This is a genomic window from Algoriphagus chordae (genome assembly GCF_003254055.1).
GTDB lineage: Bacteria > Bacteroidota > Bacteroidia > Cytophagales > Cyclobacteriaceae > Algoriphagus > Algoriphagus chordae.
Genome location: NZ_QKZT01000003.1, coordinates 1 through 25,538, shown reverse-complemented (window position 1 = coordinate 25,538; position 25,538 = coordinate 1). Strand labels below are relative to the sequence as shown.

The following is a 25,538-nucleotide window of genomic DNA, read 5'->3' as shown; positions in this document are numbered from 1 at the left end:
TAGCATTAATCGAAACTTAAAATGAAGAAATACATCCTATTATTTTGCTTGATGGCACTTGTGCAGGTAGGCTATGCCAGTACCATGCTATCCATAGACCACAAAGTTCCTAGCGACAGTATTGTGGTAGAATTCGGGAAATCCGGAAGAATCGTCATCATGGTGGACAGCAAAGAAGATTTTGAGAAGCTGAAACTGATGAACATTAATCAGATCATCCGTGAGCTTGATCTGGAAGAAAATGAAGACACTGGGGAAAGCACTATCGTTGAGATCAAACGCAAAGATGGCTCATCAAAACAGATTGTGAAGGTGACAGAAGACGGAGCAGAAACAGAAGTCTATATCGGAGGCCTTAGATTGCTGGTGGATGAAACGGGAGAAAACACCAAAGTTCGCTTGGAACCAGGACTAAAAAGACGAAGTGATCCACCATTCAGAACCTACTTCAACATGGATCTGGGCGTAAACAACTACTTGGAAGATGGCAAGTTCCCTACCTCCGATGAACCATATGCAGTCAAAGGCTGGGGAAGCTGGAATGTAGGCCTAAACTTTATGGCTGCCCAGCGAATCTCCAAAGGTTTCTATTGGGACTTCGGCTTAGGTTTCCAGTTCTACAACTTCAAATTCGAAAATAGAGATTATCAGGCTGTAAGAGGTGATGACGCGATTGACTTTATCCAAAGGACTGATGTAGACGGATTTAAAAGCAAAATCTCAGCTTCCTATATCACAGCAATGACTATGTTGGAATTGGATTTCGGGAAGATGAAAGACAATGGTCGAAGAGGAGTTAGGCTTGCTGCTGGACCTTATGCTGGCTACAGATTGGGAGGTCAATCTAAATACGTATATCGTGAATTGGGAGGCTCAGGTCGACATAAAGACAAGCAAGACACAGGTCTTTATCTACAGAATTTCCGATATGGCATACGAGGTGAACTAGGAATCGGAAGAGTTAAATTCTTCACGACATATGACCTAAACGAATTATTCCAGGAAGGAAAAGGACCTGAGCTAAATCCAATCACATTCGGAATAGTACTTTAAGGGAATTCATCATCATGAGTTTAGTCAAATTGAGCGAAGTCGATAGTTATCGGGATCGAAATTGGCTTCGACTTGGCTCAGTCTGACATGTAAAAACAAATTTTTAGTCAAACCTTTTATTTCATGAAAACTACACTACTACCACTATTATTCCTTGTACTGAGTTTAAGCCAAGCTTTCGCTCAGAGCGAACCTGACACAGTTATTTACACCAAAAGTAAAATAATATCGGTCTTCGGAAACGACTGGACTTATAAGCAAAAAGAAGACGGAAAATGGCTCCTCACAGTTGAGGAAAACGATGAAGTAAAGATCAAAGACATTCAAAAGAGAAGTAAGTTTACCGTAGGATTAGATACAGAACTGGGAATCAATCAGGTTGCTCCCACCGATCAAATGCCCACTGTAAAACCCTGGGGATCTTGGTACTATGCCATCAATATTTTGGGGAAAACTAAAGTCTCCAAAAACTTCCAACTCTATTCCAGTATCGGAGTAAACTGGTACAATTTCAAACTTGAAGATAGAAGTCTAATAGCGGTAAAAACTCCAGATGGTATCGTCTGGGAGGAATTTACTGGACCTGGTACCGGAACAAAATCCAAAATATCTGCTTCCTACCTGAACTTCACTTTAGTCCCTACCCTACTAACCAATAACCAAAAACTCCGACTTGGCATGGGTGGCTATGCAGGAGTGAGAATTGGGGGCCGAGGAAAATATGTATATGACGATGAAAACGGTAAAAAGCAAAAGCAATTTGAAAAGTCCAATATGTACGTGGAAAACTTTCGCTATGGCCTGAGAGCAGAAATCGGAGTGAGTGATGTCACCTTATTCTTTAACTATGATTTAAACAACCTATTCCAAGAAAATTTGGGTCCAGAAGTTCAAGCGCTGAGCTTCGGAGTCACCATTAGATAAACAACTTAACTATGCAGAAATTCTTCAAATTATCGAGCCTGGCATTGGCCATGATGCTGATCACAGTGGTCAGCTTTGCACAAAAGGTATTGGTAGATGCCAATAAAAACTACTCCAACATCAAGGCTATCGAGGTAAGCGGCGGTTGGTTGGATGTTTCCTTCCAAGGAGGCTCAGCCGCTAATGTAACCGTGGAAGCCTATCTTGAATCAAATGATGAAAATCAGGACATCATTTTTGTAACTGTCGGCGATGTGCTGAAAATCTCACACGAGCGCAGTTCTAAAAACTCTTCTTGGGGAAATAACCGGAACAAAGGCTATATCAAAATCACCGGCCCAATGAATATTGACCTAGATATGAAAAACTCCTCGGGTAAAGTGGATGTCGATAAAGTAGTCGGAGATATGACTAACCTACGAGTATCTTCTGGTAAGATCTCTGCCACAAATATCTCTGGTGATTTGAAAATCAAAGCAAGTTCCGGTTCTTTATACGTAGACAAAATATCTGGAGATATCGACGCTGGAGTGACTTCAGGAAATGCTGATATCAGTAATATCGGTGGTGATGTGGATTACCAATCTACCAGTGGATCTCTTACTGCTGATCGTATAAAAGGGCAACTGAGTGTTTCACTGACTTCAGGTAGTGCCAAACTGAGCAATATAGGATCTTTGGGTTCTTTGAAATTCACCTCAGGAAATATCCGAGCTACCAATGCAGGATTAAGTGGTAACACAAATTTCAACGGTACTTCTGGAAACTTCAAAGTACAAACTCCTTCCAACTTGAAAGATTATAATTTCTCTCTAAAAGCATCCTCGGGAAACCTAAAAGTAGGCGGTATCAATACTGGCAAAAACCTAGAAATTGACAATGATGCTTCTGATTGGGTGAAAGGATCTATTTCCTCAGGAAATATCACAATCGAGAATTAATTAGCTATAATAAATCCGAAAAGGCCAATCCAGAATGGGTTGGCTTTTTTTATGCGAATATTTTACCCGTGAGTATTCTGATGTATTTGCAGTGTAGGGCTCAAGGAAGTATCCAGGGAGTTCAACCTTTTTCTAATGCCAGATTTCTTAAATAATAGGCTTACTCTTTTTCAAGCAAACTTTCTCCGTCAGATCTCAAATAGTTTCTTGGCTCTAAACTCTTGAATCTAATATCTTAAATCTAATCTCAATCTGGTCTCGACGCCAACCTTATAAGCTCAGCATCTTCTGCATTGAGCTTTAGCAAAGTCTTGATACGCTCAGGACTAGGTTTGCCTACAGAAAAGAAGAAAAGGGCTGTTGCGAAAATCACATTAAAGATGGCTGATCCAAAGAAAAGTAAGCCTACCGAACAAAGCAGCGCGACAGCGAAGAGCATAAAATAGCGCTCCCGAGTAGCTTTAGCATAGATTTTTAGCTTTACCAGCAAATCATCTGTTTGGAATACAGCCTTTACTCTTTTTCTAAAAAGCAGGTACTGCGCCAACAGTAGCCCCACTCCTGCTCCTGTTAGAATTTGCCCCAGAACTAAGGGTAATTCTGGCAAATTCCAGGTTACTTTTCCAGAGGATTGATATAGATAAATCATTCCGAAAATGGGAAGTACCAGCACCAAAAGAATCAAAATAAGTCGATCAAGGTTTTTATAAACCTTCCTGTATTCCTGAATTTCCAAAATGGGGGTTTTAGTAAAATTACCTGAATTACTCAATATTGATCTTTACATCATCAGTCAATGGATGTGATACGCAGCATAACACATAGCCTGCCTCAAGCTCATTAGGACTTAAGCCAGCATCCTCATCCATTTTCACCTTTCCGCTAAGTAACCTTCCTCTGCAGGCGGTACAAAGACCACTTTGACAAGAGTACGGCATATTCAAATCCTGTCCGAGCCCAGCTTCAAGAATAGTCTTGTCTGGAGCTACAGTGACTAAGGATTCATCACCTTCCAGAATCACTGTCACATCTCTGGTCATTAATTCACCGGTAATCCCGTGAGCGGCATCATCATGTGCCTTATCTGCGGCTGCAGAATAAAAGCTTTCACGATGCACTTTTTCACTCGGAACTCCCAATTCATCCAAGACGGTGACTACATTATCCATTATTCCTTCTGGACCACAGGCAAAATACTCTTTCTCAAAATCTGGCTCAGCTTCAGCTTTTTTAGCAAACTCAAGGATATTTTCCTTCGTCAATCTGCCTTTCATTCCAGTCCATTCAGTAGAAGGCTGACTCAGATTATGAATTACTTCAAGTCTATCTGTATTTTTCTCAACCAATGATTCGATTTCCTTTTTGAAAATGATTTGGTTTTCATTACGGCTACAATACAGCAAAGACACCTTCGAATTAGGCTCATTCACCAACACTGATTTCATAATTCCCATGATAGGCGTGATTCCGCTACCAGCAGCTACTAAGAAAAAATGCTTTTTGTTTTTGGAGTGAAAATCAGTGGTAAAGTTGCCCAGAGGCTTCAGTACATTGATGGTTTTTCCGGGGAAAACAAACTCATTTAAAAAATTAGAAAACTTCCCTTTAGGAACACGCTTTACAGATATTCCTGGAAAAGGATCTACATAAGGAGAGGTACATAAACTGTAAGATCTACGCTGTTCTTTACCTTCAAAATCCATCACTAGCGTCAGGAATTGACCTGGCTTATAATCAAGAAATGGTTCAGGCTGCTCAAAATACAATGTTACTGTATCTTCTGTCTCTCTTACTACCTCTCTCACTTTCAGTGGCAAAAACTGTGACTCTTTTACCTCTTCCTTCTTTTTCTTAAATATATTGAACATTCCTGATCTGAGCTTTTATCTGTTTAAACGGTTGCAAAATTAACCAGCAAAGCTAAATATTTCGGCATGATGCTGATTATTTGCAATTCTTAACCCAGATAATCTCTCGCTAGTTCGAATTAATTACATGTTATTTCCTGATTTAGCTAGCTGAAAGCCCATGTTTTGGCTTCAAAAAATTAACTTTACATCTTCCTAAAACCAAATTGAAAAGTGATGGAATTAAATGCATTGACTGCAGTAACCTCTGTAGATGGCCGCTATGCTGGCAAAACAGCTCCATTGAGAGCTTATTTTTCTGAATTTGCGCTGATCAAATACCGTGTTCATGTCGAAGTAGAATATTTCATCGCACTGTGCGAACTTCCATTGCCACAATTAAAGGACTTTGACAAAAGCCTATTTGAAAAACTTAGAGCAATTGTCTCAGAGTTTTCGATGGATGATGCCGACACCATCAAAGCCACCGAAAAAATCACCAATCACGACGTGAAGGCAGTGGAATATTTCCTAAAGGAGAAATTCGATGCATTGAAGCTGGAAGCTTATAAAGAATTTATACATTTTGGCTTGACCTCCCAAGACATCAATAATACCGCAACGCCATTGATGCTCAAGGAAGGCTTGCAGGAGGTTATTTTACCTCAATTAGCTGCAGTGATCAATAGACTTCAGGTTTTGGCAACAGAATGGAAAGATATTCCAATGCTGGCAAAAACTCATGGACAACCTGCATCACCTACCCGTTTGGGCAAAGAGATTGAAGTATTTGTAATTCGCCTTCAGAAGCAATTGATATTACTGAACCATATTCCATTCTCAGCAAAATTTGGTGGAGCCACAGGCAATATGAATGCCCATCATGTAGCATATCCTTCTTTTGAGTGGAATGAATTCGCATTCCAATTTGTGGGAGAATATCTGGGATTAGAAAGAAGTTACCCAACCACCCAGATTGAGCATTATGACAATCTTGCTGCTGTTTTTGATGGCTTAAAAAGAATTAATACCATTCTACTGGATCTTTCGAAGGATGTTTGGCAGTACGTAGCCATGAATTACTTCAAGCAAAAAATCAAAGCAGGAGAAATTGGATCTTCCGCGATGCCTCATAAAGTCAATCCAATTGATTTCGAGAATGCCGAAGGGAATTTGGGTATTGCCAATGCATTGCTTGAGCATTTGGCTGCAAAGCTTCCAGTTTCGAGATTGCAGCGTGATTTGACCGATAGTACTGTTCTTAGGATAATCGGAGTCCCTCTTGGGCATATGTTGATATCCTTTGAATCCTTACTAAAAGGTCTTGGCAAGTTGGAATTGAACGAAGCTGCTATCCATGCTGATTTGGAAGAAAATTGGGCAGTTGTTGCTGAAGCTATCCAAACTGTTTTGAGAAGAGAAGGTTTTCCAAAACCTTACGAAGCGCTAAAAGACCTGACTAGGACAAACACGAAGATCACTGAAAAATCTATCTCAGAATTCATCTCTAATCTTCCTATTTCTGATGAATTGAAGGCTGAGCTTAGCCTAATTTCACCATTCAATTATACTGGAATCTAATCAGTCAAGGATGTCAGTTCAACCTGGCAGCCAGAAGCAGTTATTTAAGGGCTTAAGATTTCAAGATTTGGAGACATTTCTTGAGGTTTTAAGCCCTCTTCTTTTTTAAACTTTTTTGACAAGTATTAAGAATTCAATGCTATGAACTGATAATCAATCAATAAGAATTGTACTATTCTAATAAAAATTCATTAATTTCCTTTTGTCAAACAGAAAAATGCACATCAAGTACAATTGCATGCATTTAACTATTTATCATTTTTAAACCAACAATAAGATGAAACCTAACAAAAACAACAATTCTACTACAGAAGCTCAAATTAAAAAGTCAGCGACAGAAACTGCCAAAAGCATTGCTGACCTAGGAAAAACCGAACTTGCAAGAAAGAAAAGAGTAGATCCAGAAATCCAATAATCAAAGGAAGTCTGGGATCAGACACAATACCGCCGTTCGTGTCTTCACGAACGGCTATTCGTATTCAATTTATTTCCTTTTTCAAAAAAATCTCAGCCATCATACAGCGAGCACTTCCACTCGCTCCGTCGTTCGTGTCTTCACGAATGACACTAATTTCCTCATTATTAAACAGCTGCTGAGCTCTGTCGTCGTTCGTGTCTCCAGGAAGGACAATACTTAAACGTCACATATTCACGCCGTAGTTCGTGTCCTCACGAATGACTACAATCCCCTCATTATTAAACAAATATTACACCGATATTTATGTCACCACGAATAGTAAAGCCCTATTCAATTATCAATATTTATAGATACCGTAAGTGAAGACACTCACGGCGGCGAATGATAATCACGGTGGCGGTTTAAACCTAATACTGTTGGCCCGAACGGCAACTCTTAATGTATCACATTTTAGTACCGTCGATAGAGGCTCACGCCGTCGTTCGTGTCTCCACAAACGGCAACCCTTAAGCTTTCGCATTTTGGTACCGCCGATATAGGCTTTTCGAATTGCAACAGCAAATTATAGCCTCTCTCCGATGTGAGTCAAAAAACCAAACCTATCAAAGTTTGTCTCATAAAAAGAATAGGAAGAATAAGCATAACTTACAGGGTCATTTGCCAACATCCATTTCTTTTGACATGGATTATTATGTACGTAATCTAGTTTTTGATAAACTAATTCTGGACTATACAACTCTACAGCTAATGAGTCTCTCTGCCAGAACTCGTGTGTTTTATTCGATTGATTTACCTTAAAGCTGCTCAGAAGATCCGGTGATTCGGAACTTAACTTTTTCAGAAAACTATGACTTGTATATTTTAAAAAACTAGCATGTGGCAGCTCTTTCCCATTCAGTTCCAAACTCTCTAAGATTAGGTGTATATGATTAGGCATAATCACAAATCCATAAACTTTCAAACAGCCTTGAGTAACTAGGTGCCTCAGACTAGACAGTAAAATTTCTTTAAAACCATCTTTTTCTAACAAAGGAATCCAATGTCGAATAGTTGCAGTAAAAAAGTAAACTCGATTCAATTCCATAAAAGTCTGGAGTTACGGGGCGCCAAAAAATTTTAAATGACCACAATTAAATTACATAAATATCTACATACTAGAACACTACGGACCACTTTAATTGAGCGTTAATCCTTCATGCGAAATTATTAAACAGTTGCTGTGCTCTGCCGTCGCTCTTTTCCCCGCTCAGTCGTTCGTGTCCTCACGAATGACAATACTTAAGTAGTCACATATTTACGCCGTCGTTCGTGTCTCCACGAATGACTACAACCCCCTCATTATTAAACAAATAATACACCGATGTTCATGTCACCACTAATAGCTAAATCAAACTAAGCTTATCATGACCTATACTATGCCGTGAGTGGAGACACTCACAGCGGCGAATGATACTCACGGCGGCGAATGATATTCACGGTGACGAATGATACTAATTTCCTCATTATTAAACAGCTGCTGTGCTCTGCCGTCGCTCTTTTCCCCGCTCAGTCGTTCGTGTCCTCACGAATGACAATACTTAAGTAGTCACATATTTACGCCGTCGTTCGTGTCTCCACGAATGACTACAACCCCCTCATTATTAAACAAATAATACACCGATGTTCATGTCACCACTAATAGCTAAATCAAACTAAGCTTATCATGACCTATACTATGCCGTGAGTGGAGACACTCACAGCGGCGAATGATACTCACGGCGGCGAATGATATTCACGGTGACGAATGATACTAATTTCCTCATTATTAAACAGCTGCTGAGCTCTGCCGTCGTTCGTGTCTCCAGGAATGACTACAACTCCCTCATTATTAAACAAATAATACACTGATGTTCATGCCACCACGAATAGCTAAATCAAAATGAGCTTATCATGAACTATACTATGCCGTGAGTGGAGACACTCACGGCGGCGAAGTATACACATGGCGACGAATGACACTCACGAACGGCTATTCCTATTCAATTTATTTCCTTTTTCAAAAAAATCTCAGCCATCATACAGCGAGCACTTCCACCACCCAGTTTCTCGATGGTAGGTATGGATGGACTTATGATGGTTGAATATTTTTCTATTACCTGTATCTGCCCAATATTCAAAGAATCAAGAGCAGTTTCTGACATCACTGTAAATTTCTCACCTCCATCATTCCCAACTTCAAGCATATTTCCTGCGAAGTTGAATTTTTGTTTTATAGTGATTGGCACCACTTTTTTTCCTGCCTGAGTCAAACGTTTTTGAACCGCTAGTTTTTCAGAAGCCTTCGTAATACTATCTAAGCAAATCACAGCCAAATCAGTCCCAATATGCATCATTACATTGGTATGGTAGATTGGACAAGTCACAGCTTGAATCTCCTGTATGGCATGAAAAGCAAGAACTTTATACCCAAGAAGCTTTCCTAAGTAATCAAGCGGGATAGGATGCGTACGATCAGAATAGCTTGCAAAAATTGTTTTAGACTCATGATCCATGACCATACTTCCTGTGCCTTCCAAGTATTGCTCATCGTCCTCAAAAAAGCTCAAATCAATAATTTCATCAACTCTATACCTTCGCCTCATCAAGTCTTCAATCAAATCTTTTCTCCGCTCCAATCTCCTGTTAGGAGAATACATAGGATACAAAATCAACTTACCATCGGGATGTGTGCTGAACCAATTATTAGGAAATACTGCATCGGGTTTGACAGGTACTGAAGAATCATCCTCCACTATCACATGGACTCCTTGGTCCCGGAGCATCGCCACAAAGCCATCAAACTCCAGGAGCGCCAGCCTATTGATTTCTTCCGTATCTCTACTATCTGATTCTTGATAAAAATTACTTTCGGCCGTTTCAGAATTAAACCCAAAATTGGCAGGACGAACCATCAGAATGGTTGAGGATCTTTGCATAAGAGCTATTTGGCAGAGTACTTATATAGTACGGGGTCCAAATTGAATCGTTTTTCACTAAGTGTGTAGAACACCTTGCCATCAGGTCTAAAGCCAATTGCTTCCCCCTGTGGCTCAACCGTATAAGGTATCAGAATTGGTTCTCTACCCATTGCTTGTGCCACAGATTCCCCCGATTTTCTCTTCCAATAATATATCGCTAAATAATTTTTCACTAGGATTTGCCTACCATCTGCTGAGATATCGGCTGCAGTAGCACTACTGAAAGGAAGTTTGATCAGTTCTTCCAACTCTGATTCCCCCTCACCAAATTTATCCGCTGGCAATCGATATAGGGTGTTGAGACTATCACGCTTAGAAACAATAAAGATATCTCCAGAAATAGGATCCACCATCAAAGATTCAGCATCTCTAGCCCCTCCAGGATATTTGAGCGTAGTTTTTTGCGGTAATGTTCTGCTACTAGGATAAATACCATCAGGCTCTGGAATTCTATAGATGACTATCTCCTCATAGGCAGCATTATTATCACCGATATCTCCTACATAGATATAAGTTTTACCATCATCGCCTGGACCAATGGCAATATCTTCCCAGTCTCTATTTCTGGTCCCTAGAAATTCAATTTTTCCAAGTTTGTTAGCCATGGAGTCTAATAAATAAACTGCTGCCTCCCCCCCACTATCATTATGAACATACATCACACCTGGCAGAACTCTGCTACAGGCTATCCCGGAAATCTCTTCTAAGCCACTATCTGTAATGGTGCCTATAGGAACTCCCTCACCAAAAATCAGGGCTGGCTCCACTTGAGCATTAACACAAGAAAACGAAAAAATTACAAGGATGAATGCTAAGCGTAGTTTCATATGACAGCTTTATATACATACTAAAAGTAAATAAAATACTGTACAGGTCTAGCATACAAGGAGTCTTGATTGGTTATTTTTACATAATTGGCCTTCTAACTTATCTGAAAATGGACCCTATACTTAAGAAAATGACTTGGAAAGAGGGAATGAATATTCAAATCTGGAACGCTCCTCCTGAATTAAAGGAATTGATTTCTTCTTGGAAAAAGAATGGATTGATCAATCCTGAAGCAAAGCCAGATTTCATGTTTGCCTTTGTACAGACCGAAGATGAGGTGAAACAGTACTTTTCTGAGATGCAAAAACTAGCTCCAAAAGATCAACAAATCTGGATGGCTTATCCAAAGGGCAGCTCAAAGCGATACAAGGCCAAAATCAATCGTGATTCTGGCTGGGCATATTTGGGAGAATTTGATTATGAAGGTGTACGGCAAATTGCCATAAATGAAGATTGGTCAGCACTTCGATTTCGGGACAAAAAGCACATTAAGACACTAACAAGGAAATTCAGCGTGAAAGATCAGAAGTAAAAAAAACTCCACTATTTCTAGCGGAGTTGAGTAAATCAATTTGAATTAAACGGTAAAAGGCAATTTGTAAATCCTTTTCCCATTCAACTGGTACATGGCATTCGCCAGCGCAGGAATAAATGGTGGAACAGGAGGCTCTCCTACTCCAGTAGGCTTAATCTGACTTTCTATAATGTGTACATGGATATTTTTCGGCGATGCAGGCATTCTAATAATCTTATAAGTATCAAAGTTATTTTGCTGAACCTGCCCCTTGTCAAAAGTGATTTTGGAAGTAGTCGCTAAACTGGTTGCAAATTGAGATCCACCTTCAAACTGAGATCTGATTCGATCTGTATTGACTGCCACGCCACAATCCACCACATAGTGCACATCTGAAATTATTGTCCCTCCATCAGCGCCTTTTTCCAGCATCACCACACAAGCCACATAAGTAAGAAAACTTTTGTGCGCAGCAAAGCCCATAATTTTCCCATTTGCCTTATTTGTAGCCCAATTTGATTTCTCCGAAACGGTGCGAATGACATTTTTCATCCTCCCCGTATTCCATGGATAATCTTCTATTTTTTCTCCATAGTTTCCATATTCTCCATCCACCATCTCGGATTGGAAAGTAATATCTCTATCCGCTCCCAATAGCTCGATAGCATTTTCCAAAGGATCCTTGCCTCTAGCTTCAGCGATTTCATCCATCATAGAATGTATGGCAAAAGCATGATGAATATTGGACACCGACCGAAGCCATCCTACACGTGTATTTCCTGTGGACTCATGGGATTCTATCCGAATATTGGGAACATCGAACGGGAAGTCAGTGCAACCTAGGCCCATTTCACCATCAGAAGGATGTACCTCCTCCTTGCTGCTCGTAGAGCCAATCGCAGGGAAAACTGTATGATGATTCCAGCCTGTTAGATTTCCAGCAGCATCCAAACTGGCTTTGATGCGCTGAGCGCTGTGCGAATGAAAAAAGTCAAAATGCAAATCATCCTCCCTAGTCCACTGCACCCTAACAGGAGCTTTTACAGCCTTTGAAAGCACCGCCGCTTCGACCACAAAATCAGGTTTGGATTTACGACCAAAACCACCTCCTAATAAGGTCACATTAACTTTGACATTGGCGACATCCGCTCCAATCGCTGCAGCTACTGCTCCTCTCGCCCATTGGGGATGCTGGCTTGGAGCCCACACCTCACAGGAGCCATCCTCTTTTACATCAGCAATTGCTGCTGGCGGCTCTATGGTAGCGTGCGCATAAAATGGTACTTCATATGTTCTCTCTATGGATTTGGAAGCTGATCTACTTGCTTTATCGAAATCCCCTCGTTCTCTTCTTATTTTCCCTTTGCTTTTGGTACTCTCAAGCATTGCTGCCTGCTGTTCGTCAGAATTATAGTTCTGATTTTCTCCCAAGTCCCATTCTATTTCCAAAGCCTCTCTGCCTTTGATCGCAGACCAAGTGCTCTCAGCAACAACAGCCACGCCTTCCAAAGCCTTATCTAATCCTGGAGGAAAACCTATTCCTTCTATTTTCACAACATGCAGAACTCCTGGTACTGCCAAAGCCTTCTCATCATTATATGAAATCACAGTAGCGCCGATTACTGGGCTACGTTTTACCACAGCAATTTTCATATTCGGCAAATCCACATCGGCACCAAACACTGCTTTACCGCTGACGATATCTTTCAAATCATAGATTGGCAGATCAGTTCCAATTAATTTGTAGCTAGAAAAATCCTTCAATTTCACCTGAGCTGGATCTGGTGCTGGAGCATCTTTTAATTTCCCAACCAAATCTCCAAAATTCACTTTCTTCCCTTTTCCAGAATGAATAACCATTCCATCCTGAGTAATGCATTCGGAAGCATCTACCTCCCAGTCTGCCGCAGCCGCAGCGATCAGCATGTATCTGGCAGTTGCGCCTGCTCTGAGCATGGGCTCATAAAACATTCTGATAGAAAAAGAACCATCGGTATTCTGATTTCCATATTTTTCTTCATCACCTTCGGCCTGAACAATCTTGATTTTAGACCAATCCGCACCTAGTTCATCAGCAACTATCTGTGGAAGGGACGTTCGAATACCAGTTCCCATCTCAGACCGATGCGCAACCAAAGTCACCTCATTGTCCGAATTGATATTGATGTAAACATTGGGTGCAAAAGTGACTGTTTCTCCTTTTGGACCTGAACATTGGAAACTCACTCCTAAAATCAGCCCTCCAGTAGCCAGAGAACCTAGTTTCAAAAAATCTCTTCGTGAAGCGACGAATATCTTACTCTGGTCTTCTCTTTTGCCTTTTTTGAGAAATGGAATATTTGGAAGCATGGGGATGTTGTTAGATTAGAAAAATTAAAGAGACTTGGAAGCCGTCACAATTGCTTCCTTGATACGATTATAGGTGCCACAGCGACAGAGATTGCCTTCCATTCCCTGTTCTATCTCTTCGTCCGTAGGATTCGGATTGGAGTTCAGGAGAGAGGCAGCATTCATGATCTGCCCAGATTGACAGTAGCCACACTGTGGGACGATATGCTGTATCCACGCCTTTTGGACAGGATGATCGCCATTTTCAGAAAGCCCTTCAATTGTGGTGATTTGACCATCCCCAACCTCAGAGATCGGAATAGAACAGGAACGAATAGCAACGCCATCCAGGTGAACAGTGCAGGCACCACAAAGAGATTGACCGCAGCCAAACTTAGTCCCTTTCATGCCCAACAGATCTCGGATCACCCACAAAAGTGGCATATCCGCCGCTGCATCTACTTCTTTGCTTCCGCCATTGACGGTCAGTGTATACTTAGCCATTTGTGTTTTTTTTATATCCTGTATAATTTATCTCTTTTTATTGAATGTTCAAGCTCCTATTAAATTCCATTTTTCCCGGTATGGTCTGAATAACAGCTGGTTCGCAGCATCATTATTCAAGAACTGCTCAGTTTTAGCATTCCAATTCAATTCCTCTTTTAGCTGAAAAGAAATAAGTGCCAGATGCATGGGCATGGTCATATTGCGTGCATACTCCAAATAGGATTCGGGTTGGGTTCTGGCTTTCACCGCATCAATGAAATTTTGCTGATGACCTGGAGAGCGAATGATCGTCTTAGGTATTTCTGGAATATCCTCCATGACTTTCCCGTCAATTCTGATTTCCCTGCTAGAATAATCACATAGCAATGTCCCCTTGCTACCTTCAAAGTATGCTCCAATAGATTTAGCCGCAGCTCCCGGCACACCTGGAGGAAAAGAGGTCCAATACAAGTCAAGATTTTTGAATTTAAAATCAGCATCAATCCACTTTGGCGTATCCCCAACACCCTCAGAAACCTCGCCATGCGCTTTTATACTTTTGAGGCCAGTTGGTTCTATAGACCACCAGACGATATCAGCGATATGACACCAGAAATCCTGAAAAACACCTCCAGAATATGCCATAAAGTATCGGTAGTTGAAATGACATTTTTCCGGCGCATATTCTGAAAAAGGCGCAGGACCAAGCCACATATCCCAGTTCAAGTTGGAAGGAGGAGTCTGATAGGTCAAGCTTGGAATAATAGGTGGTTCTCCAGATTTCCATAAACGCACCTTTTTGATCTTTCCCAACACACCTGATTTAATGATTTCGGCTACCCGATGGTAATTATCTCCAGCATGAATCTGGTTCCCAAGTTGAAAGACTTGCTTGGTTTCATTTTGCGCATCCAGCATTAGCCTCCCCTCACGCTGGGCATAAGAAAGCGGCTTTTCACTATAAACATCCTTCCCCGCCTGAAAAGCCAAAATGGTAATCTGTGCATGCCAGTGATCAGGTGTAGCGATGGTAACCGCGTCTATATCCTGCCTATCAAGTACATGACGGAAATCCGTATAGACCTGCGCTGTGGTATTTGAATGGATTTTTTTTAGCTGTAGCAAAGCCTCATTCGCACGATCTTCATCTACGTCACAGACTGCTACCACTTCCACCTCTGGTAGATTTGCAAACCAATTCAAATGGTTGAGTCCCATTCCTCCCATACCAATATGAGCAACACGAACACGGTCTAAGGGAGCGGCTCTCAGGCCTTGAAATGGCAAAAACTGTAAGCCTAAGGCCGATAAGGCAGAGTAACGGACAAAGTCACGTCTGTTGATAGGGTTTCGCATGAAAAGTAAGTTAGTGGGACAAATAATTTCTTAGATTTCAAGTTACACATCTTCCTGAGTTTTGAGAAATGTCTAGCTAAGAGGGCGGAGAAATACTTTTTTTAGAAAAATGGCAAAATTAAGTCTCTGATTTTGAATGCAAAAACGAGTAAGAGGGCAAAAACATGGAGTTTTTCATGACTGTAGTTTGGAATAAATAGAATAGCCTCCTACATTTGCATCACCAATTCGGAACAAGCTCCGAATGAAACACAAAATTCCTTCTTAGCTCATCCCGATAGCTATCGGGAGGTTAGATCGGAAAAACGACAAATTCCTTCTTAGCTCAGTTGGTTAGAGCATCTGACTGTTAATCAGAGGGTCCTTGGTTCGAGCCCAAGAGAAGGAGCAACAAAAGCCTCATTTCGTAAGATTTGAGGCTTTTTTGATTTTAGTTGCATTGATGGGATAGTGAATTCTTCAATCAGAAGTGGCTTTTTTGAGGTAAAAGGTTGCAAAAAAGGTGAACATTTTTTTTAGCATTTCAGAGCCATAAATCTTTCCTATCGTAGCTATTCGTGATTTGTTATCGCGAACCACCCTTTCGTAGGATTTGTAATCCTCAAAATAATCACCTCCTATTTGCAAGGCATGAAAGCTATTCATGACCAAAATCTCAATCGGTTAGCCTACCTTCTCTTCTCTCAACTTATCCAATTTTTTATCGAGATGGAATTTGAGATATTGCAAATACAAAAATGTTCAAGGGCTATTGATCAGCCCATTACTTTTATGTCAGAATTAAAGAAAATACTTGAGGTAAAATTCCAGATCGTAAATCCCAAAATCGAAAAGCTTACTGGCTATTTTAATGTCAATTATGCTGTTGAGGATGGTTTTGGCAAATACATCTTTAAAACATATCAGTTTGACCAAGATCTCTACGATACCCTAGAAGCTGAAAACGAGGCTTTACTTTATCTCAATCAAACAGAAAGCGGAAAATACCCAAGCCCTGTGCCTTCCCTGCAAGGTGAATCCATCTTTATAACCGAAATAGACAACCAACAGACGATATGTAGATTGCTTACATTTCTGGAGGGATCTTTCCTCGGAGATCAGAAACCAAGTCCTGAGTTATACCGATCTTTAGGTACTTTTTTGGGCACCTTGGATCGATCACTTCGTGACTTCAAGAGTTATACCCTCAAAGCAAGAAAATTGGATTGGGACATTCAATTTTTCCACCTAAATAAACCTCTAATTGAAGACATTGAAAATCCTCAAAACCGAAATTTAGTCAGGTATTTTTTTCTGCAATTCCAAGAGAATGTCACAGCTGTTCTACCTGAATTAAGGCATCAAGTCATCCACAACGATGCCAATGAGTGGAATATTTTAACCCAGAACGAGACTGTCTCGGGCATAATAGATTTCGGAGACCTCTCCTATTCCCCGCTGATCAATGAGGTAGCAATTGCGCTAACCTATATCTGCTATGACAAAGAAAAACCACTAAACTGGACAGCTGAATTCCTAAAAGCATATCATCAGGCTTATCCTATAGAGTCCAAGGAACTGGATGTTTTATATTATTTGATTGCAGCTCGGCTATGCATTTCAGTATGTCAGTCGGCCCATGCCCGAAAGGTAGATTCCGAGAATAACTATGCTACCATAAGCGAAAATTCGGCTTGGCAAATGCTTAAAAAATGGATAGCCATCAATCCACTTGGCGCTACAAACACATTCAAAAAAGCGCTGAACTTCCCGATTTCAGAGACTCCAAGCCTAGATTCACAAGTACTAAGAAGACAGACTTCCATCAGCCCATTGCTATCCATAAGCTACAAAACACCGCTTTCTGTAAGTGGAGCAGCTTTCCAATACATGTATGATTCGTCTGGCAATGCTATTTTGGATGCTTATAATAATATCCCTCACGTTGGGCATTCTCATCCTAAGGTGGTAGAAGCTGCACAGCGCCAAATGGCAAAACTCAACACCAATACGCGCTATCTCTATGATCAGCTACCAGAATACGCAGAAAAGCTCTTAGCCAAATTCCCAGCATCGCTTTCTAAAGTATATTTTGTGAATTCGGGAAGTGCAGCAAGTGATCTGGCAATGCGCTTGGCTTTTGCGCATACCAAAAACCCAAATGTACTCGTCATGGAGCATGGCTATCATGGAAATACGCAGATTTCCATAGATATCAGCGATTACAAATTCAACAACAAAAAGGGTTTTGGGCAAAAAAGCAATATTCTCAAAGCCCCGATTCCAGACACTTACTTAGGAAAGCATAAAACCAATGATGGTAGTGCAGGAAAGCTTTATGCAGAAGAAGCCATGCAGATCATGCATGATGCTGGTAAAACTGTGGGCGCATTTATCACTGAGCCGATTGTCGGCTGCGGTGGACAAGTTCCTTTGGCCGAAGGCTATCTACAAAATCTCTATCCAGCCATCAGAGCCCAAGGTGGAATCTGCATCAGCGATGAGGTTCAAACTGGATTTGGAAGAATGGGTGATTATTTCTGGGGTTACCAAGCTCAAGGAGTGGTGCCTGACATGGTTATCCTAGGCAAACCCATGGGGAATGGACATCCAATGGGAGCCGTCGTTTGTACCGAAGCTATTGCAGAATCTTTTAACCTAGGTGTGGAGTTCTTCAGCTCATTTGGCGGAAACCCGGTTTCCTGCGCCATCGGAACTTCAGTTTTGGAGGTGATAGAGGAGGAAGGTTTGCAGGAGAATGCAAAAGTCGTGGGTGATTATTACCTCGGTCTTTTCAGAGAATTGAAAGAAAAATATGACTGCATTGGCGATGTCCGAGGATCAGGACTTTTCCTCGGTGTGGAAATAGTGAAACCTGGAACCAGCCAAGCAGATACTGAATTGGCAGCCTACATCAAAAACGAAATGCGAAACCGTCAAATACTCATTAGCACCGACGGCCCTCATGACAATGTGCTGAAGACAAAACCCCCGCTCTGCTTTACCAAAGAGAATGCAGCAACCGTGGTAGAAAACATTGATTTGCTCCTAAAAAAAAGGCTGAAAGCCTGAGTTCTAAAAACCAAAACACTTATCTAAGTGCTTCTACTTCCCCTATTTCTATTTCGAGCGGATCACCCAAAACTTTCGCGCCAGTTGAAGTGATTTCAAAACCATCTTCCACTCGGATTCCCCCAAAGTCTCTGAAATTGGAAAGCGCCTTATAATCTATATAATCACTGTTTCGTTTCTCTCCCTCCCAGAGGTCGATCAGCTGTGGAATAAAGTATAACCCAGGTTCGATGGTAACCACAAAGCCTTTTTCAAGTTCTTTCCCTAATCTAAGCGACTTCAGACCAAATTGACTGCTTTTCAGAAGCTCATCAGTATAACCCACATATTGCTCACCCAAGTCTTCCATATCATGGACATCCAAGCCCATCATATGTCCTAGCCCACATTGGAAAAACAGTGCATGAGCTCCCTGCTGAACCGCATCATCCAAGTTCCCCTTCATTATTCCCAGATCTTTCAAACGCTCAGCTAATTTTCTACAGGCTGCAAGATGCACCTCCTTAAACCTGACTCCTGGTTTGATAAGCGCTACAGCAGTTTGATAAGCAGAGAATACGATCTGGTAGATATCCCGCTGGGAATCCGAAAATTTTGCTGATACGGGAATTGTCCTGGTAATATCGCCGGCATAATGCATCGCAGATTCAGCACCAAAATCACCCAAAAGCATTTTGCCATTCGTAAGTGTATTGGAATAATTATGATTATGTAGAATCTGCCCGTTAATCGTAATTATCGGTGGAAAAGAAACAGTTCCTCCTGCGGAAATCGCCTCATAGTTTACTAGGCCAAGGAGTTCGTATTCTTTCATCCCAGGCTTTGCTTCCCGCATCAGACGCTTATGCATTTTCACGCTCATGTTCACCGCATTGGTAATCTCAAGGATCTCCTCTTCAGATTTGATGGACCTTAAAGAGACTACTGCTTTGATGAATTGAACTGAAACAGCGGAGTTGATTTCCTGTGGAGATTTGCCTAAGTAAGCCTCTAGTTTCTGGAAGTTTTCAGGTCGGTAAGGCGGTAAAAAGTGGATCCTTTGACCAGAAATTGAGTCTAGGAATGTTGGAAGTTCAGCTTTTGATTTGGTTTTATTTACCCCAACAGTTTCTGCCAAGTCGGATAAGGCTGTATGTGATCCCTGCCAAATTATTTCTACTGTGGTCAAATCGTCGCCAAAAACCATATCCAGATCTTGATCTACATCAATCACGGCTGCCAGCCCTGGCATATCCAATCCGAAAAAATAAAGGAAAGTACTATCCTGTCTAAAAGGATACCAGTTGTCCTTGAAGTTCATGCTGCTTTCTTCATTTCCTAGAAAAAGCAAGAGCCCAGAACCCATTTTCCTTTTCAATTCCTTCCTTCGATTTATATAAGTTTCTTTCGAAAACACCTTCATTTCATCACTAGTTTAATAAAACACTAAGTTCTTGTTCTTTGCCAAATCTGAACTATAAAAGTACATTATGCCGTCCAACAATAGTAAGCTGCCGAAGCATAAAAGTAAGCTGCGCAATCAGATTGCTGATTCATAGACTTTTTGAATTCCACTTTTTAATTGATCCGCTGTTCGTGCTTTGTTATCGCGAACCACTATGGTAGGATTTGTAATCCGTAAAACATAGTAGCCCACAAATCATAATGCGCGATGACTTCCCTAAATCAGAAGGCGCGAACCCAACCTACCTTCGCATGATTCTAGGCTTTTACTTTGTATATATTCACTAATTACACCACCAATTTCCCCTTCTGGCAAATCAACTCTACCTTTGAAACTCACTTAGACTGATTCCCCTTGAAGCACCTTTCTATCTTCGCTATTATCCTTTTCCTTCTTGCCTCTTGCAGCGCTCCAGAACAAGTAGAAATCTCTCTTGTCCCCTATCCTGCTCATTTAGAAAGAGGAAACGGCCAATTTACCCTGAATGCTAACACACAGCTTCTTATTCAGGATCAGGGAGAATTTTCAGAAGAAATCTCATTTTTTCAATCCATGATGCAGCAGGCTATTGGCCAGAAACTCTCTGAGACAGCTGGAGAAAACATCATAGAAATTCGAAAAACAGAAGCCCCTGAGAACCCTGAGTCTTATCAGCTTAGTATTAAGGCTGACAAAATCATCTTGCAAGCTGGAAATGCAGAAGGTGTATTTTATGGGATGATCAGCCTGCGACAATTACTTCCTGAAAGCATGGAGTCCGGCGAGGTAAGTGAAGAGATAAATTTACCCGCCCTAGAGATCAAAGATCAGCCGGAGTACGAATGGCGCGCGATGCATCTGGATGTTTCCAGGCATTTCTTCTCTATGGACTACCTCCGTCGCTATGTGGATTTATTGTCTTTGTACAAGCTAAACAAGCTTCACCTGCACTTGACGGACGATCAAGGCTGGAGAATAGAAATCAAAGAATACCCTGAACTCACTGAGCTAGGCGGATGGAGGACATTCAACAGTCAGGATTCTATTTGTATAGACAAATCCAAAGAGGATCCAAGATTTGCCTTGGAACCAAAACACATAGAGATGCGAGATGGTACACCTTATTATGGTGGCTTTTATACGCAGGACGAACTCCGCGAATTTGTCAGCTATGCGCAATCCAAGCATGTAGAGATCATTCCAGAAATTGATATGCCTGGTCATATGATGGCTGCCATTGCGATTTACCCAGAACTTGCCTGCAATGGTGAAGCTGCTTGGGGCGATTTATTTTCCACTCCTCTCTGTCCTGTGAATGAGGAAGTTTACACTTTTGTGGAAAATGTTTTGACTGAAGTAATGGATATCTTCCCCTCCAAATACATCCATATCGGAGCGGATGAGGTGGAGAAAAAGACCTGGGAAGAATCAGCTGAGGCCCAAAAATTTATGAAGGAAAACGAAATGCAAAGTGTAGATGAACTGCAATCTTACTTTGTAAACAGAGTTTCAAACTTTCTTCAAGAAAATGGCAAAGAAGTAGTGGTCTGGGACGATGCAATGGCAGGTGGGATTGATCCCAACTTGAAAGTGATGTACTGGAGAAACTGGGTTGGGGCTGTGCCAGATAAAGCAGCTCTAAATGGCAATGAGGTGATATTGGCACCTGGAGATCCATTCTACTTCTCCACTCCCAATTCCAAGCTATTTGATATTTACAACAAACCTTTGCTAGGCTCAAAATTCCCTGAAGAATTGAGATATAAGATTAAGGGCTTGCAGGCCTGTCTCTGGACAGAAACGATTCCTTCCGAAGCCTTAGCTGATGCGATGCTTTTCCCCAATGTCTTGGCTTTGGCCGAAAGAGCTTGGTCAACAGACTCTGCGCAGGATTGGAATTCCTTCAAAACCCGTCTCAAAAATCAGCTACCACGTCTGGATCAGTTAGGGGTAAAATACGAGTACAATCCTACGACGAAACTTATTCCATTTATGCATGTGGATACGGATGAGCAGCAGATCGGGATCACTTTAGAAAGCGAAATCAGCCAGCCAACTATTTATTATACCACGGATGGCTCTCAGCCAACTTCGGAATCAAACCTGTATGAAGGCGAGTTTTACGTCAAGGGATCTGCTACTATCGTTGCAGCGGTTTTTCAGGATGGCAAAATCACCGAACCAATACTTACGAAGCAGGTGGACTATCACCAGGCAATTGGGAAACCCGTTCAGTATCAAAAATCCTGGAACAAATCCTATCCAGCAGGTGATGCCGGATCTATGACTGATGGCTACCGCGGTGGCGAATCCTATAATGACGGCATCTGGCAAGGCTTTACCAGCGATTTTGATGTGACTATAGATATGGAAAAGGAAACCACTTTAAATTCCTTCTCAGCGACCTTTATGCAGGCAGCCGGCCCAGGAGTCTTTATGCCAGACTATCTGGAAGTCTCTATCTCGGCAGATGGAGAAAACTTTGAGCCTATACTTCGAATCGAAAATGATATTCCAGCAAGCGAAAAGAAGAAAGTTTTCAAGGATTTCACAGGATCACTAGAAGGCAAGCAAGGCAGATACATCAAGGTCTTTGCACCGAATGTTCAAAAAGGATTTCTCTTTGTGGATGAGTTGGTGATTAATTAAGCATTTTTGAAAAGTGAAAAACCCACATCTTATTGCTTGGGACCGATCAAGGCCTAAGTAATCGAATATGATTTTCTATTATTAAAATTGTTTAGCAATGCTTCAATACAACCCTATATCAAAAAAGCTCTTCACGGAAAACGGAGAACTCATCAAAACTTTAAATTGCCCATATAGAATTGGATGGTCTTCATTGCCTTCCACTGAGGATTCGAAACATAGAACATGTAGCCAGTGTGAGCATAGCATTCTTGACACTGCCAAAGTAACTGAAAAAGAACTAGTCCAAACTATAAAAACCAAGCCCAATACCTGTTTGAAGGTTGATATCAATCAGGACAACCTAACAATAAGCCTAGCATGATAAACTTCAAAAAATTTTTAGCCATGGATGCCTTAACGGATACAGGGCTTCGTATAATTTATACTGGGAGAGATGAACAGCAAATCAATGATGCAGTTCAGTCTGGGTTTTATCCTTTGATGAAAAAAGTGACTCCCTCCCCCGAGATATTTACTAAATATTCCGTTTTTCAACATAAGGATACTGGTAAGGTTTTGGTGAGTGGTGACTTTCGCATACATCCTGATTCTAACTGGAAGCAAGTGATCCCATGAACAAACTATTACCCATACAATTTTGAAAGACCTTTTGCAGCCTATTTAATTCCAAAAGATATCACAATTGGAGAACGGGTATTTATTTGTGATTTGATCCAGGACATTATTGGTCAAGTGTGGAACCAAGGTAGTGCTTATCGCTTGGAGAGTGCAGAAGCTATCTGGAATGGTAAAGACTTTGAAATAGCATTTGATCCAAGCACAGAGGCCCAAATTACTTTAGGTTAAACAGCTTAGCAATTTTGGGTTTTTCATTGGAAGTTTGGACCAAACTAGAGAAATTCCATCTCGAACCATTATTGTAAGATTTGAAATCTGAAAAAAAATAAATCTAATGTGAATCAGTATCCTAATTCAACATTTAATGGAAAAGTACTAGATCTTTATATTTTTAATATAGAATTGAGTCAATGTGTACTTAGTACATCCAACTACAGTCTGAAAAGAAATTGAAGGGGTGGCCGAGTGTTAAAAAATTTAACCCCTAGTAAAAATCATCTCGGCCTAAAACATTAACCAACTTTTCGCTTGAATCCATCATCCTCGGCGATCCTGCGCATTTTTTCAGCTCGAGGCCCCAAAAGCCCATCCTGCCGAAGCATTTCCTCACGCTGCCTTTTTAAAGTCTCCATTCTAGTTTCTCCGATCATTTCTTCACTCATTAGAAGTTTTTCGAACAGAGTCTCTGATACTGCTGACTTGTAGATTATAAAATATGCCTCAAGTGCAAATACAAACACAAAGAATAGCCAAAAGATAAAGGCACTTTCCTTCGTGCTCATAGCGAATTCATGAAGATCAGTCACTTTAGACAACAGCGCATCACCTCTTTTACTCACCGCCTCTTCCGCATGAACTAAGGACTCATCTCTCAACTTACTCTGTTCCCTCTGATAGTCCTCATCTAGCACTCCCCATTTCTCTAAAGCTGCTGCTGCCTTTTCACCTTTTGCCGCCGCTACTTTACCCGAACCATATTTTCCAGTTCCATAAGACCCATCCATTTCTGCAATATGGGCATCGTCCAATGTTAGGTATCGCTGCTCTGCTTCTTGGCGTTCACTTGCAACTCGATCTAGTTCCTGTCTATGACTAGCGTAGTATTCGTCTGCAACATCCGTCTTTAACTTGACGGCCTTAGCTTCCCTATACTCTTCTAGATCCCCTGAGAAAACCACCAGGTCTATAGTCAAGGAGCCCAATATCGTCGAGACCAAAGCAAACGCCAGTCTAAATGCGACAAGGAATTTCCCACCTTTTACCTTTGGCGTAGCAATAAAGGAGCGGTCAACAAAGAATATCATGGTTCCCAATACTAAACCTGTAATGATCGATTTGAAAAGGGAAACTTCCAACACGTAGTGTGCTAAGTAAAACCCAGAGAAAGTCCATAGAAATACAGGAATTAACAAAAGGGTACCTAAAGTGACAATTTTTTGCCGCGAAACCGTAGTCTGCGTCTTGACAGCATCATAGCTGTAGCCGAATAGTTTTGAAAATAATTTAACAGTCATGGTTACTGGAATTTAGGTTTGTGAAATAATACTTTTTCTTCTAAGTGTAAGGCCATGCCTTTTCTAAAACCGGCTTTATAATACCGGACCGACTTCTCTATATATCCTTCACCTGTCACGGCTAGGTCTAATTGAAGTGACAATTCTCGTCTTTGTTTTACCAATAGATCGTGCTTAGTATGAACCAATTCATGTTGCTCTGGCATTGCTGCCTCAAATTCTGGCGTCAGGTACATCCCCATCATGGCGATCCGCTCTTCTATATCTTCTAAGGCTTTGTGAAATACCTCCTTAAATCTGGAAGCAATAATATCCACATGCATTTCCATTAAAGTGAGTTCGTGATCATCATACCCATCTCGCTTACCCATCCCGTAATAGTCTTCCGACTTGAGATCTTCTAAGATGCCTTTTGGAGCCTTTTTGATAGGAGTCTCTTGGGATGAGATTAGAAAGGATGGATCTCGCTCTTCCAGAAAGATAGATCTGTCAACCTGAGGCACAGTAGCCATCATTTGATCCGTTGAAGTAGTTTGCTCAACCATAGTGGGAGCTGTTTTGCTAAATAATTTGCTGAAGAATGTCATAATTGTGTCTTTTTAATAATTTCTTTAATTGGAATTGAATATTGTGAATGTCCCTGCTCGTGGCAGGTTCCGCATAGCGTAACTAATAATGCAGGATGGTATTCCCATGGCTTTAGCCACTCTCCGCTATGCTTGTATCTATGATACTGCCTATGATGAACCTGTAGCTGAGACTTGCTTGCGCAAAGTCTACATTGATGCCCATCTCTGTCTAGTACTGCCATTCTCAGGCGCTTCCATTGGTGGTCCTCTAAGGCCAGGTAGTAGGCTTGTTTATCCACTGTGATTGTATCAGTCATGTTTCCTTCGTGTTTAGTAGTTGAAATTTTGTTTAAAATGCCGGACTACTTCTTGAAAAAGTTTCCTCCGGACTTATGCTGGGTACTTGTTATCACTGTTCATAATTCACCTCCTTATTTTT

Annotated in this window: 21 protein-coding genes and 1 tRNA gene; 10 read left to right on the top strand and 12 right to left on the bottom strand. The window is 41.1% G+C overall.

Annotated elements, in window-relative coordinates; genetic code table 11:
* The first annotated feature begins 21 nt into the window (after positions 1–21).
* From LV85_RS03845 to LV85_RS03835, 3 genes are all read left to right on the top strand, one after another.
* The gene (locus LV85_RS03845; protein WP_111316870.1) at positions 22–1,053 is read left to right on the top strand and encodes an outer membrane beta-barrel protein; all 1,032 of its coding nucleotides are present in this window, start codon (positions 22–24) and stop codon (positions 1,051–1,053) included.
* Between the two features lie 123 nt (positions 1,054–1,176).
* The gene (locus tag LV85_RS03840) at positions 1,177–1,977 is read left to right on the top strand and encodes a hypothetical protein (RefSeq protein WP_111316869.1); all 801 of its coding nucleotides are present in this window, start codon (positions 1,177–1,179) and stop codon (positions 1,975–1,977) included.
* 11 nt (positions 1,978–1,988) lie between these two features.
* Positions 1,989–2,918 carry a DUF4097 family beta strand repeat-containing protein gene (locus LV85_RS03835; RefSeq protein WP_111316868.1) on the top strand — a complete coding sequence of 310 codons (930 nt, stop codon included), beginning with the start codon at positions 1,989–1,991 and terminating at the stop codon, positions 2,916–2,918.
* Between the two features lie 247 nt (positions 2,919–3,165).
* Here the strand turns inward: LV85_RS03835 and LV85_RS03830 are convergent, their stop codons facing one another.
* Positions 3,166–3,654 carry a hypothetical protein gene (locus LV85_RS03830; RefSeq protein ID WP_146260423.1) on the bottom strand — a complete coding sequence of 163 codons (489 nt, stop codon included), beginning with the start codon at positions 3,652–3,654 and terminating at the stop codon, positions 3,166–3,168.
* 28 nt (positions 3,655–3,682) lie between these two features.
* The gene (locus LV85_RS03825) at positions 3,683–4,786 is read right to left on the bottom strand and encodes a ferredoxin--NADP reductase (RefSeq protein WP_111316866.1); all 1,104 of its coding nucleotides are present in this window, start codon (positions 4,784–4,786) and stop codon (positions 3,683–3,685) included.
* Between the two features lie 216 nt (positions 4,787–5,002).
* On the opposite strand from LV85_RS03825, the gene purB reads away from it, so the two are divergent.
* Both purB and LV85_RS22020 read left to right on the top strand, forming a co-directional pair.
* Positions 5,003–6,346: an adenylosuccinate lyase gene (gene purB, locus LV85_RS03820; RefSeq protein ID WP_111316865.1), complete on the top strand. Its 1,344-nt coding sequence runs from the start codon at positions 5,003–5,005 to the stop codon at positions 6,344–6,346.
* Between the two features lie 277 nt (positions 6,347–6,623).
* The gene (locus tag LV85_RS22020) at positions 6,624–6,761 is read left to right on the top strand and encodes a hypothetical protein (RefSeq protein ID WP_158531133.1); all 138 of its coding nucleotides are present in this window, start codon (positions 6,624–6,626) and stop codon (positions 6,759–6,761) included.
* A gap of 565 nt (positions 6,762–7,326) precedes the next feature.
* Here LV85_RS22020 and LV85_RS03815 read toward each other — a convergent pair.
* From LV85_RS03815 to LV85_RS03805, 3 genes are all read right to left on the bottom strand, one after another.
* Positions 7,327–7,848 (bottom strand): transposase, encoded by a 522-nt coding sequence (locus LV85_RS03815; RefSeq protein ID WP_111316864.1) that lies wholly within the window; start codon positions 7,846–7,848, stop codon positions 7,327–7,329.
* A 934-nt stretch (positions 7,849–8,782) separates the two neighbouring features.
* Positions 8,783–9,718: a citrulline utilization hydrolase CtlX gene (gene ctlX / locus LV85_RS03810; RefSeq protein ID WP_245942132.1), complete on the bottom strand. Its 936-nt coding sequence runs from the start codon at positions 9,716–9,718 to the stop codon at positions 8,783–8,785.
* Between the two features lie 5 nt (positions 9,719–9,723).
* Positions 9,724–10,587, bottom strand: coding sequence for a hypothetical protein (locus LV85_RS03805; RefSeq protein ID WP_111316863.1), 864 nt, complete (start codon positions 10,585–10,587; stop codon positions 9,724–9,726).
* 110 nt (positions 10,588–10,697) lie between these two features.
* Between LV85_RS03805 and LV85_RS03800 the strand changes: the two genes are divergently transcribed.
* Positions 10,698–11,120: a hypothetical protein gene (locus LV85_RS03800; protein ID WP_111316862.1), complete on the top strand. Its 423-nt coding sequence runs from the start codon at positions 10,698–10,700 to the stop codon at positions 11,118–11,120.
* Between the two features lie 45 nt (positions 11,121–11,165).
* Here the strand turns inward: LV85_RS03800 and LV85_RS03795 are convergent, their stop codons facing one another.
* The 3 genes from LV85_RS03795 to LV85_RS03785 are packed head-to-tail and all read right to left on the bottom strand — an operon-like array spanning position 11,166 to position 15,272.
* Positions 11,166–13,451 (bottom strand): xanthine dehydrogenase family protein molybdopterin-binding subunit, encoded by a 2,286-nt coding sequence (locus tag LV85_RS03795; protein ID WP_111316861.1) that lies wholly within the window; start codon positions 13,449–13,451, stop codon positions 11,166–11,168.
* A gap of 24 nt (positions 13,452–13,475) precedes the next feature.
* Positions 13,476–13,934, bottom strand: a complete 459-nt coding sequence (locus LV85_RS03790) for a (2Fe-2S)-binding protein (RefSeq protein ID WP_111316860.1) — start codon at positions 13,932–13,934, stop codon at positions 13,476–13,478.
* A gap of 48 nt (positions 13,935–13,982) precedes the next feature.
* On the bottom strand, positions 13,983–15,272 hold the full coding sequence (locus tag LV85_RS03785; protein ID WP_111316859.1) for a Gfo/Idh/MocA family protein: 1,290 nt from the start codon (positions 15,270–15,272) through the stop codon (positions 13,983–13,985).
* Positions 15,273–15,586: 314 nt separating this feature from the next.
* On the opposite strand from LV85_RS03785, the gene LV85_RS03780 reads away from it, so the two are divergent.
* Positions 15,587–15,660: transfer RNA gene (locus tag LV85_RS03780), tRNA-Asn, on the top strand.
* Between the two features lie 383 nt (positions 15,661–16,043).
* Complete coding sequence (locus LV85_RS03770; protein WP_111317153.1) at positions 16,044–18,323, top strand: aminotransferase class III-fold pyridoxal phosphate-dependent enzyme; 2,280 nt, start codon at positions 16,044–16,046, stop codon at positions 18,321–18,323.
* 19 nt (positions 18,324–18,342) lie between these two features.
* On the opposite strand, the gene LV85_RS03765 is transcribed toward LV85_RS03770, so the two are convergent.
* Complete coding sequence (locus tag LV85_RS03765; protein WP_111316857.1) at positions 18,343–19,725, bottom strand: aminopeptidase P family protein; 1,383 nt, start codon at positions 19,723–19,725, stop codon at positions 18,343–18,345.
* A gap of 396 nt (positions 19,726–20,121) precedes the next feature.
* Between LV85_RS03765 and LV85_RS03760 the strand changes: the two genes are divergently transcribed.
* Entirely contained in the window at positions 20,122–22,395 is a 2,274-nt protein-coding gene (locus LV85_RS03760) for a glycoside hydrolase family 20 protein (protein WP_111316856.1), read from the top strand.
* Between the two features lie 360 nt (positions 22,396–22,755).
* Entirely contained in the window at positions 22,756–23,013 is a 258-nt protein-coding gene (locus tag LV85_RS03750) for a hypothetical protein (RefSeq protein WP_146260422.1), read from the top strand.
* A gap of 515 nt (positions 23,014–23,528) precedes the next feature.
* Here the strand turns inward: LV85_RS03750 and LV85_RS03745 are convergent.
* From LV85_RS03745 to LV85_RS03735, 3 genes are read right to left on the bottom strand one after another with little or no spacing between them, the layout of a single operon-like run.
* The gene (locus LV85_RS03745; protein WP_111316853.1) at positions 23,529–24,530 is read right to left on the bottom strand and encodes a DUF4407 domain-containing protein; all 1,002 of its coding nucleotides are present in this window, start codon (positions 24,528–24,530) and stop codon (positions 23,529–23,531) included.
* A gap of 2 nt (positions 24,531–24,532) precedes the next feature.
* Positions 24,533–25,075 carry a hypothetical protein gene (locus LV85_RS03740; protein WP_146260421.1) on the bottom strand — a complete coding sequence of 181 codons (543 nt, stop codon included), beginning with the start codon at positions 25,073–25,075 and terminating at the stop codon, positions 24,533–24,535.
* A 38-nt stretch (positions 25,076–25,113) separates the two neighbouring features.
* Positions 25,114–25,416, bottom strand: coding sequence for an HNH endonuclease (locus tag LV85_RS03735; protein WP_111316851.1), 303 nt, complete (start codon positions 25,414–25,416; stop codon positions 25,114–25,116).
* Positions 25,417–25,538 lie beyond the last annotated feature (122 nt).

Coding starts and splice junctions, on each gene's coding strand:
- LV85_RS03845 (WP_111316870.1), top strand. CDS start 22: ATGAAGAAATACATCCTATTATTTTGCTTGATGGCACTTGTGCAGGTA.
- LV85_RS03770 (WP_111317153.1), top strand. CDS start 16,044: ATGTCAGAATTAAAGAAAATACTTGAGGTAAAATTCCAGATCGTAAAT.
- LV85_RS03800 (WP_111316862.1), top strand. CDS start 10,698: ATGGACCCTATACTTAAGAAAATGACTTGGAAAGAGGGAATGAATATT.
- LV85_RS03835 (WP_111316868.1), top strand. CDS start 1,989: ATGCAGAAATTCTTCAAATTATCGAGCCTGGCATTGGCCATGATGCTG.
- LV85_RS03840 (WP_111316869.1), top strand. CDS start 1,177: ATGAAAACTACACTACTACCACTATTATTCCTTGTACTGAGTTTAAGC.
- LV85_RS03745 (WP_111316853.1), bottom strand. CDS start 24,530: ATGACTGTTAAATTATTTTCAAAACTATTCGGCTACAGCTATGATGCT.
- LV85_RS03805 (WP_111316863.1), bottom strand. CDS start 10,587: ATGAAACTACGCTTAGCATTCATCCTTGTAATTTTTTCGTTTTCTTGT.
- purB (WP_111316865.1), top strand. CDS start 5,003: ATGGAATTAAATGCATTGACTGCAGTAACCTCTGTAGATGGCCGCTAT.
- LV85_RS03785 (WP_111316859.1), bottom strand. CDS start 15,272: ATGCGAAACCCTATCAACAGACGTGACTTTGTCCGTTACTCTGCCTTA.
- ctlX (WP_245942132.1), bottom strand. CDS start 9,718: ATGCAAAGATCCTCAACCATTCTGATGGTTCGTCCTGCCAATTTTGGG.
- LV85_RS03750 (WP_146260422.1), top strand. CDS start 22,756: ATGATAAACTTCAAAAAATTTTTAGCCATGGATGCCTTAACGGATACA.
- LV85_RS22020 (WP_158531133.1), top strand. CDS start 6,624: ATGAAACCTAACAAAAACAACAATTCTACTACAGAAGCTCAAATTAAA.
- LV85_RS03765 (WP_111316857.1), bottom strand. CDS start 19,725: ATGAAGGTGTTTTCGAAAGAAACTTATATAAATCGAAGGAAGGAATTG.
- LV85_RS03790 (WP_111316860.1), bottom strand. CDS start 13,934: ATGGCTAAGTATACACTGACCGTCAATGGCGGAAGCAAAGAAGTAGAT.
- LV85_RS03795 (WP_111316861.1), bottom strand. CDS start 13,451: ATGCTTCCAAATATTCCATTTCTCAAAAAAGGCAAAAGAGAAGACCAG.
- LV85_RS03740 (WP_146260421.1), bottom strand. CDS start 25,075: ATGGTTGAGCAAACTACTTCAACGGATCAAATGATGGCTACTGTGCCT.
- LV85_RS03825 (WP_111316866.1), bottom strand. CDS start 4,786: ATGTTCAATATATTTAAGAAAAAGAAGGAAGAGGTAAAAGAGTCACAG.
- LV85_RS03735 (WP_111316851.1), bottom strand. CDS start 25,416: ATGACTGATACAATCACAGTGGATAAACAAGCCTACTACCTGGCCTTA.
- LV85_RS03815 (WP_111316864.1), bottom strand. CDS start 7,848: ATGGAATTGAATCGAGTTTACTTTTTTACTGCAACTATTCGACATTGG.